Source organism: Flavobacterium glycogeni, from assembly GCF_048286775.1.
Classification (GTDB): domain Bacteria; phylum Bacteroidota; class Bacteroidia; order Flavobacteriales; family Flavobacteriaceae; genus Flavobacterium.
On record NZ_JBLVPV010000010.1, the window covers coordinates 26627 to 41710 of the forward strand.

16 protein-coding genes and 1 pseudogene are annotated in these 15084 nt (G+C 34.2%); 3 read left to right on the plus strand and 14 right to left on the minus strand.

The genetic code is table 11. The features are described from left to right. Positions 1 to 29 precede the first annotated feature (29 nt). Complete coding sequence (locus tag ACNQGX_RS09730; protein WP_417975764.1) at positions 30 to 446, plus strand: DUF6691 family protein; 417 nt, start codon at positions 30 to 32, stop codon at positions 444 to 446. Between the two features lie 44 nt (positions 447 to 490). Here the strand turns inward: ACNQGX_RS09730 and ACNQGX_RS09735 are convergent, their stop codons facing one another. The 8 genes from ACNQGX_RS09735 to ACNQGX_RS09770 form a co-directional block, all read right to left on the minus strand. Further along, complete coding sequence (locus tag ACNQGX_RS09735) at positions 491 to 1162, minus strand: lysoplasmalogenase (RefSeq protein ID WP_417975766.1); 672 nt, start codon at positions 1160 to 1162, stop codon at positions 491 to 493. Between the two features lie 9 nt (positions 1163 to 1171). Next, on the minus strand, positions 1172 to 2443 hold the full coding sequence (locus tag ACNQGX_RS09740; protein WP_417975768.1) for a sterol desaturase family protein: 1272 nt from the start codon (positions 2441 to 2443) through the stop codon (positions 1172 to 1174). Positions 2444 to 2537: 94 nt separating this feature from the next. Beyond that, on the minus strand, positions 2538 to 2813 hold the full coding sequence (locus tag ACNQGX_RS09745; protein WP_417975770.1) for an ATP-dependent Clp protease adaptor ClpS: 276 nt from the start codon (positions 2811 to 2813) through the stop codon (positions 2538 to 2540). Between the two features lie 45 nt (positions 2814 to 2858). Beyond that, positions 2859 to 3719, minus strand: coding sequence for a 50S ribosomal protein L11 methyltransferase (gene prmA / locus ACNQGX_RS09750; RefSeq protein ID WP_417975771.1), 861 nt, complete (start codon positions 3717 to 3719; stop codon positions 2859 to 2861). 111 nt (positions 3720 to 3830) lie between these two features. Then, the gene (gene tpiA / locus ACNQGX_RS09755) at positions 3831 to 4583 is read right to left on the minus strand and encodes a triose-phosphate isomerase (protein WP_131916439.1); all 753 of its coding nucleotides are present in this window, start codon (positions 4581 to 4583) and stop codon (positions 3831 to 3833) included. 66 nt (positions 4584 to 4649) lie between these two features. Beyond that, positions 4650 to 5147, minus strand: a complete 498-nt coding sequence (locus ACNQGX_RS09760; RefSeq protein ID WP_417975772.1) for a TlpA family protein disulfide reductase — start codon at positions 5145 to 5147, stop codon at positions 4650 to 4652. Between the two features lie 228 nt (positions 5148 to 5375). Beyond that, positions 5376 to 6476, minus strand: a complete 1101-nt coding sequence (locus tag ACNQGX_RS09765) for a BT_3928 family protein (RefSeq protein WP_417975773.1) — start codon at positions 6474 to 6476, stop codon at positions 5376 to 5378. Between the two features lie 19 nt (positions 6477 to 6495). After that, complete coding sequence (locus ACNQGX_RS09770; protein WP_417975775.1) at positions 6496 to 7041, minus strand: DUF1599 domain-containing protein; 546 nt, start codon at positions 7039 to 7041, stop codon at positions 6496 to 6498. Between the two features lie 88 nt (positions 7042 to 7129). Here ACNQGX_RS09770 and folP point away from each other — a divergent pair, with 88 nt between their 5' ends. Further along, positions 7130 to 7954: a dihydropteroate synthase gene (gene folP, locus ACNQGX_RS09775; RefSeq protein WP_417975777.1), complete on the plus strand. Its 825-nt coding sequence runs from the start codon at positions 7130 to 7132 to the stop codon at positions 7952 to 7954. Positions 7955 to 7956: 2 nt separating this feature from the next. Beyond that, positions 7957 to 8577 carry a hypothetical protein gene (locus ACNQGX_RS09780; protein WP_417975779.1) on the plus strand — a complete coding sequence of 207 codons (621 nt, stop codon included), beginning with the start codon at positions 7957 to 7959 and terminating at the stop codon, positions 8575 to 8577. Between the two features lie 38 nt (positions 8578 to 8615). On the opposite strand, the pseudogene ACNQGX_RS09785 reads toward ACNQGX_RS09780, so the two are convergent. The 6 genes and pseudogenes from ACNQGX_RS09785 to ACNQGX_RS09810 all read right to left on the minus strand — a co-directional run. After that, positions 8616 to 8801 (minus strand): annotated as a pseudogene (locus ACNQGX_RS09785) (23S rRNA (pseudouridine(1915)-N(3))-methyltransferase RlmH); the annotation flags it as partial. A 202-nt stretch (positions 8802 to 9003) separates the two neighbouring features. Beyond that, on the minus strand, positions 9004 to 9474 hold the full coding sequence (locus ACNQGX_RS09790) for a CHRD domain-containing protein (RefSeq protein ID WP_417975781.1): 471 nt from the start codon (positions 9472 to 9474) through the stop codon (positions 9004 to 9006). Positions 9475 to 9837: 363 nt separating this feature from the next. Further along, on the minus strand, positions 9838 to 10311 hold the full coding sequence (gene rlmH, locus ACNQGX_RS09795; RefSeq protein WP_114753979.1) for a 23S rRNA (pseudouridine(1915)-N(3))-methyltransferase RlmH: 474 nt from the start codon (positions 10309 to 10311) through the stop codon (positions 9838 to 9840). Between the two features lie 157 nt (positions 10312 to 10468). Beyond that, positions 10469 to 13462, minus strand: a complete 2994-nt coding sequence (locus ACNQGX_RS09800; protein WP_417975783.1) for an endo-alpha-N-acetylgalactosaminidase family protein — start codon at positions 13460 to 13462, stop codon at positions 10469 to 10471. Between the two features lie 522 nt (positions 13463 to 13984). Then, the gene (locus ACNQGX_RS09805; RefSeq protein ID WP_417975785.1) at positions 13985 to 14455 is read right to left on the minus strand and encodes an SRPBCC family protein; all 471 of its coding nucleotides are present in this window, start codon (positions 14453 to 14455) and stop codon (positions 13985 to 13987) included. 59 nt (positions 14456 to 14514) lie between these two features. Then, positions 14515 to 15024, minus strand: coding sequence for a hypothetical protein (locus ACNQGX_RS09810; RefSeq protein WP_417975787.1), 510 nt, complete (start codon positions 15022 to 15024; stop codon positions 14515 to 14517). Between the last annotated feature and the right edge of the window lie 60 nt (positions 15025 to 15084).

Genomic DNA, 15084 nt, shown 5'->3' on the forward strand with positions numbered 1-15084 from the left:
ATAATGACCTTAATATTAAAATAAAAAGCATGAAAAATATAGTAAAATATGTATTAGTTGGATTTGTTTTTGGAATTGTGCTGACTAAATCAGAAGCTGTTTCTTGGTATCGCATTTATGAAATGTTCCAATTTCAGTCGTTTCACATGTACGGAATTATTGCTGTGGCTATTTTGACAGGAATTATTGGTATTCAAATCATAAAAAGAAACAATATAAAAGACATCAAAGGAGAATCCATAGAAATTCCGGATAAAGAAAAAGGTTCTGCGCGGTATTGGATAGGAGGATTGTTTTTTGGATTGGGTTGGGCATTGGTAGGTTCATGCCCGGGTCCTATATTTATCTTATTGGGTGCCGGTTTTTGGACTGTTCTGATAGTGCTTTTTGGAGCTCTTTTGGGAACTTATTTATACGGATTATTGAAAAATAAATTACCTCATTAATCGAAACACATCTGTTATCAAAGTAGCATTCTCGTATGAAAATGCTACTTTTTTTTGTTTAATTTTAAAATGCCGGTAACAATCAAGTATTGTGCAAGTAAGTAGGTTGCCATAATCAGGAATGAGCTGTATTGCAGCGGTGCATAAAATTTATCAAATGCCAAAATACTATCTGAAGCTACAAAAATGGTAGCACCAATTAAGATATAGATGTTGGCTGGTTTTTGCCAGTTTAAAAAGCCTTTGAGCGCAAATAACAACATAATGGAAATTGTCAGGGCATAAACAAAAACAGGAATTTTTAAGTCACCCAGACTTGGCAGTAAAATCAGCATCATTACTATTAAATAAAAGACAATTGCTGTAACTCCAACCCAAAAAATGATTTTACTTTTCTTTAAATAAATCTTCAATTGTTTGCTGAACAGTATGATATAGGAGATATGCGAAAGAAGAAAGGCAATCAATCCTGCTATAAAATATAATTCTCCTTTGTCAGCAAACATCAAAATAATATCACCTATCCATGATAAAGTCAAAGCAGTTAAAAGAATTTTTTTGGTAGTGAACCTTTCGTGAAAATAAACTGCTAAAAGTAAAAATGGCAATAAAAAGGGTTTCAAAAACCAAACAGTATTTTCATTTCCAAAAAATAGAAATGAAAGATAAACAAGACTAAACCCAATAAAACTATTTAATATTAAGTTGCTTTTCATACGTTATTTTTAAGATTGAGCTACAATCATTGTTTCTTTTTCAAAATTACTGCTGACAAAATAAATGGTTACTATCAATGACAAAATAAGATAACCTGCAACAACATAACTCGCAAAAGGAAAGAGTTGATCCATTCCAAACCAATCTCCAAAATAGAAAATTAGCCCAATTCCGAATACAAAGCGAATACTTTCCCAGAATACAGAAATTTTCCGGGTATCCATTAATTCGGTATAACTGTAAACGGTCAGAAAAATAAAGGCACCGTAAATAAATACATTTGGCAAACCTATTATTGCTATGGAATTATACATATAACTAATAAGTAACAATGTAATAATAGCTTGAAATAAGGACCAGTACATCAGTTTTTTAGAATGTTGGACTCCATATTTTTCAAAATCATAGACATTGGTGATTTTGGTTACGGGATATTTTTCTTCAAAATTTTCTGGACGCCAGCCTGTTGGTTTAAACCAAATGGTGAACTTGTCTTTCCAGTTTTCGGCACGCCAAGCATCCGTAATTAATAACCATAAATGCTGAAAATTAATCCGAATAGGATTCCAGGTTCTCGCCGGTCTTGTAATTCCAAAAACGGGAGGGACGGTTTCTAATTCTGCTTGAAAAGTACCAAATAACTTATCCCAAATGATAAATATCTGTGAATGGTTTTTATCCATATATTCAGGGTTGATGGCATGATGAACCCTATGATGTGATGGCGAAACCAATATGTTTTCCAAAAAACCAATTTTCTTAATGTGCTTGGTGTGATACCAGAATTGAAGGAATAAATGAATCGGTAAGGTTATCGCAATCACTTTGGAAGGAACACCTAAAAGAGCAGCTGGAATCAATAAAAAAGTGAAAAGATTCACAAAACTGGAAACGGGTTGACGCAAGGCACATGCCAGATTGAATTCTTCACTACTGTGATGAATTGCATGTTTGTTCCATAAAAAATTAATTTGATGAGACAAACGATGACTCCAATAGCCATAAAAATCAATAGCGATAAATCCAATAAAATAGGTTAAAAATGTAGCTTCAAGATCGAATAAAGCTATTTTTGACACAATCCAATCGTAAGAAACCAGTGTTATGGTAAGACCCAAAACATCTTTAACTGAATTAACCATTCCGGAACTTACGCTCGAAACAGAATCCATATTTGGTGCCGTATCTTCCCCTTTATAATGCCCGTAAATTTTCTCAATGATAATTAATATCAAAAAAACGGGCATTACAAAAACTAAAATTTTACCATATTCCTCCATAAAAACACTTTTTTTTTATTCAAATATAGAATAAAAGAGAATGTTTTTGAATTATTAATAGTAATTTATTTCTCAAAGGGAAGTTTTATTATTCTTAAATTATCTCCGCATTTAATCCTGCTTCTAATAATTGAGTGCATTGTGGTTTTAATTTATCATAAGGACCCGTTTTTACGGTACACTTCCCATTATAATGTACAATTAATGAACATTGTTCTGCTTGTTCCGGAGTGTGATCACAAACTCGAATTAAAGTGTCAATGACATGATCAAAAGTATTTACATCATCGTTGTAAACTACTATTTCATTGTCCAGACTTATAGCTTCCTTGACACTAACTCTTTCTCTTACTTTTTCTTTAGTACTCATTTTGTAGGTTTTTGTACTTTCGTAATTAATAAAAAAATAGTACCACTAATTTACATATTTTAAAGATACCCAATTGTTTCTTTCAAATTTTTTAACATAAGTTAATCCTTTTTCAGTACATGAAGCATCAATAAATGGAATGTCTTCCTGGTAGAAACCGCTTAAAAGGAGTGTTCCATTAGGATTTAAACTATCAACATAACTTTGCATATCGTTCAACAAAATATTCCTGTTGATGTTGGCAATAATCAAATCGTATTTTTTACCTTCTAATAAAGCGGCCTCACCTTCATAAACTGTAATGTGCTTACAATTATTGCGTTGTGCATTTTCTATAGAATTCAAGTAACACCAATTATCAATATCAATGGCGTCAATTGGTTGTGCACCTTTCATCTCGGCAAGTATTGCTAAAATAGCTGTTCCGCAACCCATATCAAGGGTTTTCATTCCGGTAACATCTATTTCTAATAAATGCTGAATCATCATGTGAGTCGTTTCGTGGTGACCCGTTCCAAAACTCATTTTTGGTTCGATTACAATATCAAATTCGGCATCCGTTTTTGGATGAAAAGGAGCACGTACATGACAATTTCCATCAACATCTATCGCTTCAAAATTCTTTTCCCATTCCTCATTCCAGTTGACTTGTTCGATTTCTTCAAATGTATAATCGATTGTAAATTCCTCCGATTGTAAAATATGAATATCCTCTAAAATGGTTTCGTCCCACAAATCTTTTTGAACAAAAGCTGAAATCCCAGTTTCGGTTTCTGTAAAACTCTCAAATGCTTTTTCTCCTAATTCTGCAATTAATATTTCAGACCCCAATTGCTTCGCCTGTTCGCTATCGCTCGAGTCTTTGGGTTCAATAGTAAAATGATACCCGATATAAATGTTTGACATGCTTCTTTTTTTTGCAAAGGTAGTATTATCTCTTTCTATTGAATAATGAAAACTAAAAAAAAAGAGGTTTGAATAATTTCAAACCTCTTTTCTAAACGTTATTGAAAAAAATTATATAGCATTTACAATTGCTACAAAATCATCTGCTTTTAGGGCAGCACCACCAATAAGACCACCGTCTACATCTGGTTTTGAGAATATTTCTTTGGCATTTTCAGGTTTTACGCTTCCGCCATAAAGGATGGATACGTTTTCAGCGATTTCACTTCCAAAAGCTTTACGAACTGTTTCTCTGATGAATTCATGCATTTCTTGCGCTTGTTCCGGAGAAGCTGTTTCTCCAGTTCCTATTGCCCAAACTGGCTCATAGGCCAAAACAATGCTTTCCCAATCTTTTGATTCAATATGGAATAAACCATCTCGCAATTGGTTTTCTACCACATTAAAATGATTTTTTGATTGACGGTCTTTTAATTCTTCGCCGAAGCAAAAAATAACCATCATATCATGTTCTAAAGCCGTATTTACCTTATTGGCAATCAAAGCATCCGTTTCATGAAAAATAGCTCTGCGTTCTGAGTGTCCCAGAATTACAATATCTACACCAACACTTTTTAACATATCAGCCGAAATTTCACCTGTAAAAGCACCACTTTCAGCTTGATGTACGTTTTGTGCCGCAACATCGATATTCGTGAACTCTAAATGGTCAACAGCTGAAGCCAAGTTTACAAATGTTGGAGCTACAATTACTTGTGCTTTTGTATCAGTTGGTATTTTTGCTATTAATTCATTCAATAAATCTTCAGTTTGCTCTGCATTTTTATGCATTTTCCAGTTTCCGGCAACAATCTTCTTTCTCATTTTAGTTGTATTATATTTAGTTTTTGGTTTTAGTTTTTCAACATTGCAATTGATTGTTACAATATGTTATTTTAAATTTTTGAGAGTCTCATTGATTTTATCAAAATCAGTTTCTATAGCGCGGTATAAAACAATCTTTCCATTTTTGTCTACAACAATGTATCTTGGAATCCAATCGACATCAACAGCTTTTGCAAATACCCCTTTCATTTGGTCATTTGCCATGAAATGGTCGCCTTTCAATTCGTGTTTTTCAATTCCTAGTTTCCATTTATCGGCAGTTTTATCCATCGAAATAAATAAGTAGGCAACATCAGGATTGTTAGCTTGTAGTTCTTTAAATTTAGGCATTGCTTTAACACAATCGCCACACCAAGAAGCCCACACTTCTATTACCAAGGTTTTTCCTTTGTATTTTTTTAAAATATCCTTAAAAGCAACTTGACTTCCATCAGTGGCTAAAAGGGTTTCGGATAAAGCTTCTTTGGAGAATTTAGTTTTTTGCGCATTTGATGTGCAAGAGAATGTTGCAAACGCAATGAGTAATGCTATTATTCTTTTCATTATAGTATTGTTTTTTAACAAAGTTAAACAAACAATTTGAATGCGTTATACAGAATAAGAAATTTTGAAAGCAGAATTCAAAAACGACAAAACAATATCGTTATAGTTTATAAATAATCGAATGATTTTGATTCACCGGTTTATTTAGAAAGCATTTTGTCTTTTTTTTAAGTCTAAAGTCGTAAAGTATAGTATTATGTCTTTACGACTTTTAACGGTATAAGTTATTTAGAATTTTAAATCTGCAATATCATTATGATGCACTTTTTGCATTATCGTTCCTTTTTCAAGCAATACAATACTTGGATTGGCTCTTTCGATAGTCTTTACAGTTATAGCATCACAAAAATAGAAGTCAAATGTCAATCCGAATTGTTTTTTTGCAGCAGCTATTTTTTCCGGTGAAGAAGCGGTCATGCCAACTACTTTATACCCTTTTGCTTTAGCTTCCTGATTCAGTTTTTCCATTTTTGCCATTCCACTGTGATCTGCTTTAACCAAATCGTATGCTGTAATCAGCATCAATTTTGGTTCTTCTAAAAATTCATCTTTGTAATCTGAACCGTCTTTTTCCATTGTAAAATCATGAATAGGAGGAACGTAACCTTCAGTGATGACTTTGTCTTTTCTGTCTACAAATACGGCGCCTTCCGGAATCGACATCAAATCTTTTTCGGTAAATTCTTTATCTACACCGCCAACTTTGTAAATAAAGACCATTTCCACCACTGATTTTTCTGCTCCATCAGGAATTCGCATTCCTTTTTGAATATTGTTCCCTACTTTATAAGGTCTGAAATCGATCAATGGTAAATGGTTTAAAACCAAAACTCCCATAAACGAAGATAAAACGATACTGGCGTAAATAGCCATATTTTGTACGTTATTGCTAAACAACGGTTTTACCAATTTTTGATTAAAAAATAATAGTAGAATAAAGAAAAGTAAAACAATGTCCTTAGTGAAAGATTGCCACGGCGTTAATTTCAAAGCGTCTCCAAAACAACCACAATCTTTTACCACATTAAAATAAGCTGAATAAAAAGTCAAGAAAGTAAATAATACAATCAAGATTAATAAGCTCCAAATAGTGAATTTGGTTTTGTAGCCAATGAGCAACATAATACCCAGAACTACTTCAAGAATTACTAAAAATAAAGCGATTCCTAATGCAAATGGAACAAAAAAAGGCATGTTGAAAACGGGTTCACTGAAATATTCAGCGAGTTTATAGGAGAACCCAATTGGGTCATTCAGTTTGATTAATCCGGAGATAATGAATAGGATTCCAACGAAAATTCTAGAAAATTGAGTAATTATATTTTTCATGTTTTGTTATTGCTTTTTATTATTTATTTCCAAAACCCATTAAAATCAAGGCAAAAATCGAATAATTAATCATATCCTGATAATTAGCATCGATTCCTTCAGAAACTAATGTTTTTCCTTTATTGTCTTCAATTTGTTTGACACGAAGTAGTTTTTGCAAAATCAAATCTGTCAGTGAACTCACGCGCATGTCACGCCAAGCTTCACCATAATCATGATTTTTGTCTTCCATTAAATCCTTGGTCAGTTTGACTTTGGCATCGTATAATTCAGTTGCTTTTTCGACACTTAAATCAGGTTGATCCACAACGCCTAATTCCAATTGAATTAACGCCATAATAGAATAATTGATGATCCCGATGAATTCGCCTGTTTCATCTTCATCAATTTTGCGGACTTCGTTTTCTTGTAAGCTTCTAATTCTTTGTGCTTTAATGTAGATTTGATCCGTCAATGAAGGCAATCTTAAAATTCGCCAAGCACATCCGTAATCTTTCATTTTGTTGATAAACAGCGTGCGACAAGTCGCAATTACAGTATCATATTCCTTTGAAGTATTCTTCATTATTGGTGTATATTTGTATTCAAATTTTTTCAAAAATAAGATAATTTTTTTGAATGTAGAATTTTGAAGTCTTTAAAACTGTAAACGAATGACTATTAACTGCAAAGGAATACTTGTTGACTTATCAGCTCCCAAAGTAATGGGGATTTTGAACGTGACTCCCAATTCATTTTTTGATGGTGGAAAGTATAAAAATGAAACCGAAATCCTTTCTCAAGTTGAAAAAATGCTAATTGATGGTGCTACTTTTATAGATATTGGCGCTTATTCCAGTAAACCAAATGCAGAATTTGTCTCGGAACAAGAAGAAATTTCTAGAATTGTTCCTGTTGTAGATTTGATTCTAAAACATTTTTCAGAAACGATACTATCGATTGACACCTTTAGAAGTGAAGTGGCAAAAGCTTCGATTGAAAGCGGCGCGGCTATCATCAACGATATTGCAGCAGGAAATCTGGACGACAAAATGCTGGAGATAATTGCAAAATACAATGTTCCTTATATTATGATGCACATGCGGGGCAATCCGCAAACGATGCAAACACTCACGAATTACGATGATATTGTAAAAGAAATGTTGTTCTATTTTTCTGAAAAAGTTGCCAAGGCAAGAAGTTTTGGAATCAATGATTTAATTATTGATCCAGGCTTTGGTTTTGCCAAAACAATAGATCAAAATTACGAGGTTTTTCAAAAAATGGAATTGTTTAATATGCTGGAACTGCCACTTCTTGTTGGGATTTCCAGAAAATCAATGATTTATAAAACGCTGAATACCACTATAGAAAATGCGTTAAACGGAACCACCGTTTTGAACACTTTGGCATTGACCAAAGGAGCAAAAATCCTTCGTGTTCACGATGTAAAAGAAGCTGTGGAATGCGTTACATTATTCAATAAAATCAATTTATAAAGATGAAATATTTTAGTTTAATTGTCCTTTTTACTTTATTTTCTTGTGGAAACAAAGAAGATATTTTGTTGCCAAAAGCCAATACAACAATTGTCAAAAATGTAGACGATCTTTCGCCAATCTATATTTTTTTCAGAACAAAAGGCAAAGATACGCTGGCAGAAGTAAACAGGAAAAACAGCATTATTTCTACCAATTGGATTCTCAGTATAGACAAGCGTTTGCCTTTGCGAATAGTAATTCCGGAAATCATGAAGCTGCAACAAAAAAAGCGGGAGGAAAAAGCACATAAGAATGAAAAAGCCCAAAATTATTATTCTTACGCTGATACGATTGGAAAAAATTTGGCTTTTATTCCTTTTACAAATGTGTATTACAAACTGGAAAAACCAATTGGAACCATCATATTTTTCAATAAGAATAATGAGATTTTAATTGAAAATCAAGTTTTCAAAAAGGAAAAACTTCAAGATTTAATTAATAATGTTTTACCCAAAGATGTTGCAACTACCTTTTTATTTAGGTTTGATAAAGATTTAAGCTTTGGAAGTTATATACAAAATAAAATTTTTATTGAAAGTTTAAAAGTAGAAATGAAAAGTAATCAAGAATTTATTTACTAAACTTTAAACTTCAAGTAAAGAAAACTTTAAACAAATAATTACTGGTGATGATACGGTTCGTTTCTTAAAATCGTGAATCCACGATACAATTGTTCAATAAAAAACAAGCGTACCATTTGATGGGAGAAAGTCATTAAAGACAACGATGTTTTCCTTTGTGCTTTAGCATAAACTGGGTCCGAAAATCCATAAGGATCACCAATTACAAAAACTAAAGTTTTCAAAACCAAGACTGGGATTAATAGTTTTTAATCAGGAGTTTGTTTACTAACAAGAAAACAATATTATTTAGACCTTAAAAAAAAATTAAAATAATTAAGAAATACTCATTTTTAAGGGCTTTATTGTTGTTGCAATATTTAAAAATGACAAAGGCTTTCTTTTGTAAAAAGAAAGCCTTTAGTCTTATAGGTGAAAAATTGCAGTTTAATAACCACCACCACCACCGGACGTATTCCCTTTAATAAGTTGTCCCCTTATTTCTCCTCCTGGATATGCGGCACTGTGTATGTTTACATAATAAAGATTGGCTTTAAGGTCAGCTTCTTGAGCTGTAGTTAATGCAACGCTTGTGTAAGTTATTGGAGAGGTTAAATTAGTAAACGGAAAAACAACATTATTTGGGGGAGCTGTTCCTGCAGCCCCGACATGAATATGACCACCAGTGGCAGATGCAACGGAATGAGTTACTGTAATTGTAAATGTTTTTGTAGTATTATTGAATGTAAGTGTTGCAGTTCCTGTTGCCGATGAAGTATTGGAAGGTACTTCACTTGTACCATTTAATGTAGCATTAAAAGTTGTTGTGCTTGGTTTCGGATCGTCGTCGCTATTATTACAAGATGCGATACCCAATAAAAAAAATGGAATTGCTAAAAATCTAAATAAGTGTTTCATAATAAAAATTTTTAAATGTTAAAAATGAATTGACTATTATTACTGTTAGAAAGTTTTGTAATTTGTTTATTATACCGTGTTGAACTTCATGATATTTTTTAGTTAAGATATTGATATCGTGTGTGGTAAAGTTAGTTTTTTTTTGTGAAAATCGTAAAAAAAATGATAGAAATTTATAATTTTGGATGATATTACTCTTGATGGCAGCAAAAGGAGTTTTTACGTTTAATTCTTTTCTTGAATTTTAGTGCTTTTGATAGAGATGATCAGATACAAATTTCACAAATTAAAACTGATTTTTTGAATGTTGATTAGAATGTGAAGTTTTTAAATTGAATACTGTGACTTAACACTGCAAACTAATCACTGATGATGATACGGTTCGTTTCTTAAAATCGTAAAGCCACGATACAATTGTTCGATAAAAAACAAACGCACCATTTGATGCGAAAAAGTCATTAAAGACAACGATATTTTTCCTTGTGCTTTGGCATAAACCGTATCCGAAAAACCATAAGGACCACCAATTACGAAGACCAAAGTTTTCACTCCGGAGTTCATTTTCTTTTGTAATTCTTCTGAAAAACCGACGCTCGAAAAGTTTTTTCCGTTTTCGTCCAACAAAATAAGCTGGTCTGTCGGCGTAATTTTTGCTAAAATCAATTCGCCTTCTTTTTCTTTTTGCTGACTTTCGGATAAGTTTTTTACGTTTTTGATATCAGGAATAATATCCAAATCAAACTTGATATAAAAAGACAAACGCTTGGTATAATCGTCTATTAAAGATTGTAAGGCTTTGTTATCGGTTTTACCAATGGCAATCAATTTGATGTTCATTTTTCCAGTGTTTCAAAGATGCAAATATAGAAAATTAGTGTTTTTAACCTTGTTTTTTATTCAACAAAACAGCCTGTTTCATTTCGAACAACTTATAGCTATTTTCTAATGAGTTTAAGTTCTATTTGAAACAGGCCGTTATTTTTTATACAGTTGTTTATTTCTCCGTGATTACCAAATCATCAATCACTAAATCAGAGTCCTTATCATTGCGTTTTTCGATCCCAAACCATGAGTTTCCGTTTTCGGAAGCCAAGAAAGAGAAAGAAGCCGTTGTCGGTGTATTTGCGACATTTAAAGCAATTGACATTTTTATTGCGGTTCCATCGCCCATTACTAAAGCATAATCACCTCCCGAAGTCTCATAGCTGAAAGTTACGGTATAGGTTTTACCCGCTTTGAATCGAACGGTTTGCGGGATTGTTTGAAGCAATAGTCCCGGTTCTTCACCATGAGCTTTTAGTGACCAGTTTCCATTGATTACGTCATCTATTGGTTTTTCATTCCAACCTTTTTGTGTATAAGGAGCGTGCAGTTCAGCCAAATGGGTTCTTGGGTCATTTACTCCTCCGGAAGGTCCTTTGATGAAAGGATATAAGCCATCAGGAATATTTTCAAAATTTTCCGCAAAAAAGACATTTGCAGGCTTTGATGTTTGTTTTATCGCCACCACACGAAGGTCATCAAATAGCACTTGAGAAGTTCCCGCTTCAGCCCTTAAATATAGATTTGCTGTGGTTTGACCTTCAGGCACTTTAAAAAACACATACATACGTTGCATGTTGCTATCGTGTTTAGAATCGGCGGCAATATAGTTTTTCCACAAAGAGTTGTTAGCATAGGTGCTTACTTCTTGTCCTCCGTAGTTGTTAACGCCTAGATAGGCTCTTCTATCGGAACTCGTAGCAACATATACAGAGGCATAATAGGTGCCAGCCGTCAATCCCGTAATGGTTTGACTTGCCGTTACCGGAGTTGTTCCGCTAACCTCAAGTTCATATTGTCCAATTTTGCTACGAACTACAGTAACTCCGTTGCCATCCACTTTCCAGTTCTTTAAGTTTCCGCTATTGAAACCGGGATCTTTTATAAAAGTCCCTTCTCCAAAACTGGCCAAAGTATTGGAAGTATTTTTCTTTTTGTCTAAAACATAAGGCGTTTTTGAATCGGCTTGTATTGTAAGCTGACCGTTTTTCACTTCAATTTGTTGCACAAATTCTCTTCCTTGATCGGTCAATTTATAAAGTTGAACCGTTTTTAAATTTCCCCAAATTTTTGGCAATTCCCAAGTAGTTGATCCTCCGGTTTGGTTCCAATGATATAATTTTTCTTCCGTATAAGGATTCCAAGGTAAAAGGTAACTATCGCCATTTAATACTGTTTTGCCGTCTTTGGTGATGGTGCGTTTACCGGAAACTAAACTTACGGTTACATTCTTTTCATGAGAAATGGTGTTTTCTTCCCATTTAAGGATTGGGAAATGTTGCAAATATTTGGTTGATAATCCAGTCCCGAAAGTCATTTCGATGGTATTATCGATATTGTTTCTCCCTTGCCAACCTTCAAAATCATCCATTTCAGTTCCGCCTAAAAGCGGATGTCTGGCAATCCAAGTGTCTTTTTGATGATTACGAATGAACCGAACTATTTGGCTGTTAAATCCTTTAATGTCTTTTCCTCCATAATTGTAATCAACAGCCCAATGATTCCAAACAGCATCATATTCATGGTCGTTAGGAAATTCGGTTGCCAATGTCAAGCCCAAAGAATGGATTTCTCGCCCTAATTTTCTGCTGTCCCAGCTTCCTTTGGCATACCAAACATCACAATAGATAAAAGCCAATGAAGGCACCTGATCCTTTAGGGATTTAAGTCGAAGCATTCGGTTATTAGAGCTGGCATCGTAACGCTTATTGATGTAATAGGAAGGGTCAAGCCAATCCCAACCTTTTTTGGTTTTGTCAACCAAGGAATCGTCAAAAGCGGTTGCTTCAGGATACGATTCTGTGCCATTTATATGTACGCCCATGAAGGCATTGTATTTGATTGCTTGCTTGCAAAGCATTTCCATGTCTTTGGCTCCGCCTTGTCTTTTTCCTATATCTCCATAATCCGGATGTTTAGAATCATGACCTTCGGATCCGTACCCTTTAAGGATTACAAATTGACCCAAACCATCTGTATTAAGGAAAATTCTTTTGGTTTCGTCCAGCGTTTTTGTAAACGGATTGGTTGCCTGACTTGCAAAATTCATTGGGATACGTTGCACTACCAAATCTTTGATTTTATCACTGCCCATCGGATTGTTCATGATGCTTCTAAAGGCGATTGCACCATCCTGCCAGTCTACTTTATTATCGCCGTTTGCATCATTGGTAATTACAATTTTGGCAACAGGAAGTGGGTCAGTAGCTTTCATGCCTTTTGCACGATAGATCCATGAACCACTCCATATTCCTGTTCGAGCGTAGTCATTTTTAGTAACAGTTTGCTTTTGGACTCTACTGTCATCATTTTTTTCGGTAACCGAATTACTCCAAACACTAGCAGACAGCTGAGCTGTATTCACAATGCCATACAAGTAATTTTTTGGGATGCTGTCTTTAGCCATTGCTGTTTTAAGCGGTATAAATTCATCTCCAACTCCTTTTACGGCGGTGAACATTTTTGCACCCGAAAAAGAGGCTTCCGCTTGTGAGCTTCTTACAGAAACTAAATTATGGTTGGGTATCTCGAAGGTACTTACCTTGAAAGTTCCGTTTTCGGCGATTTGAGTTACATTGAATTCAACGATATTAGCAACCACTTTGATTTGAATTTTTACCGAAACTTTGATTTCAGGAATGTCCAATACGTAGTTTGCTGCATTTTTTGCTATCGAAAAAGTGGTTTTCGGGCTATACAATTTCCCGTTAATGAGCACTTGCGACAATTCATCTTCCTGTCCGTTGAGAATAGCTCCGTTTGCAATCCAGTTGTATTGGATTATTCTTGGAAACGATGAATCCAGGGATACTTTCAGGCTTTTGGACGCTATGGTTTGAATGGGATTCTTGTCGTCAGAAAAGTTTTTGTTTTCATTTGCGTGGGTTTGTACCGAAAGCAGTTGAAAGGTTAAAATTAAAAGAGCATTGTGAAAAAGTAATTTCATTTGTAAAATGGTTAATTTATAGTTATTTGTGCTTTTGTTAGGGTATAGTGTTTTCATTTCCAGTCAGATACTACTGAATTCAGGTTTGTTATAATTTAAGATAAATATGAAAATCGAAATTAGAATATATTTTTCGAATAACAGGACAGTACCTACCAGTTTGTGTGAATCGTAGGAATAGAAAAAGGAGTTGCTTTGTAATCTAGAACTACGAGAGTAAAACCAAAAAACAGGGCAGACTTTATTTCTTTTTAAATGGATGCGACACCGAATTCAGGTAGTTTTTTTACCTCATTAAAAAATAGAATTCAGTATTTGTAAACGGAAAAATATTCTGGTAAATAGTTCAGATTAATCCGTGTAAATTAGTGGAATTCGTGTTTAAATATTCTGTCTAATTTATGTGTCCACACGGTAGACTAAACAGCCGTTTTTATCAGAATGTTTGGGGCACTTTTTTAAAGACTTTTTTAGGTATTTTGCTAAAAGTTAGCAGTAGTATTTCTCTGTGTTGTTTATTATTTACTCATTAAGCTCCTTCGGGAATCTGTCAAAAACTAAATTTAGCTCAATATTATGTTCCAAATAGGCTTTTAAACCCGCTAAAACTAAAGTAAATCCTTCTGTTGAATCCCGTATTTGTGCGATAAGTTTTTCTGTTTCGCCATGAAATCCACTATTAACGATGCTTACAAAAGTTCCGATTTCCCCTAGATTTTTAAACGTCCATTCCACGGTTGAAATTTCATCAGAATTACCCCATTCGATTGTGATTTTTTTATTCAATTCTATGGTTTTAGTTCTAACCAAAATAGAGTGATGGTACATTTCCCAAGTCCATTCGGTTTCTTTTCCTTCTTCAAGTTTTCCGGAGCTCTTAGTAAACCAAAACTTAGTGGTGATTTCTGGATTTATAAATGCCTGAAAAACGGGTTCAATGGGTTTTCGAATCAGCATTTCCGCTTTTGCATAGTATTTTGATTCTTCAGCCATAGTTTTGATTTTCAAACGAGTTCGAGACAGTTTTCAATGGATACGTGCGCAATTTTCAATTATGACTTAGGCAATGGTGCACCAACGGCAATATCACATCGGTGATTGGTTTGACCGTGTGGCGGGTTCATTCCTTCAGGTGTGGGTGTTGTTGCAGCTGGTGTTGGAGTAGTGGTAACAGTGGTAGCAGTGGTAGCAGTGGTAGCAGTGGTAGCAGGAACCGGTTGATTCTGTTGCTGAACTGCTGGTTTGCTTGTACTTGCAGCGGGTGGAGAGTTTAATGGAGCACCTACGGGAATATCACAACGATGTGATGGCTGACCGTGTGCTGGATTCATTCCGGTTGCTACAGGACTGGAAGTTGCCACAGCATTATTTGGATTCGCTGTATTTGTGGTTGTAGTTTGTTGAACCTGAGTTGTTGTTGCCGCTTCGTTCTTCATTTGTTTACCAACTTCAGTAAAGGGAACTACATTTGTTGGAGTTGCGTTATTTTGCGGTTCAACTTCTTTTTTGCAAGAAGTCAATAGTAGCGAGGATACAAAAAGAAGGCTTAAAAAAGATTTCATAATCAGTTTTTTAGTTACTAGTTCAAATATAAGATTTTAAATAATACAGCACGGTATAAA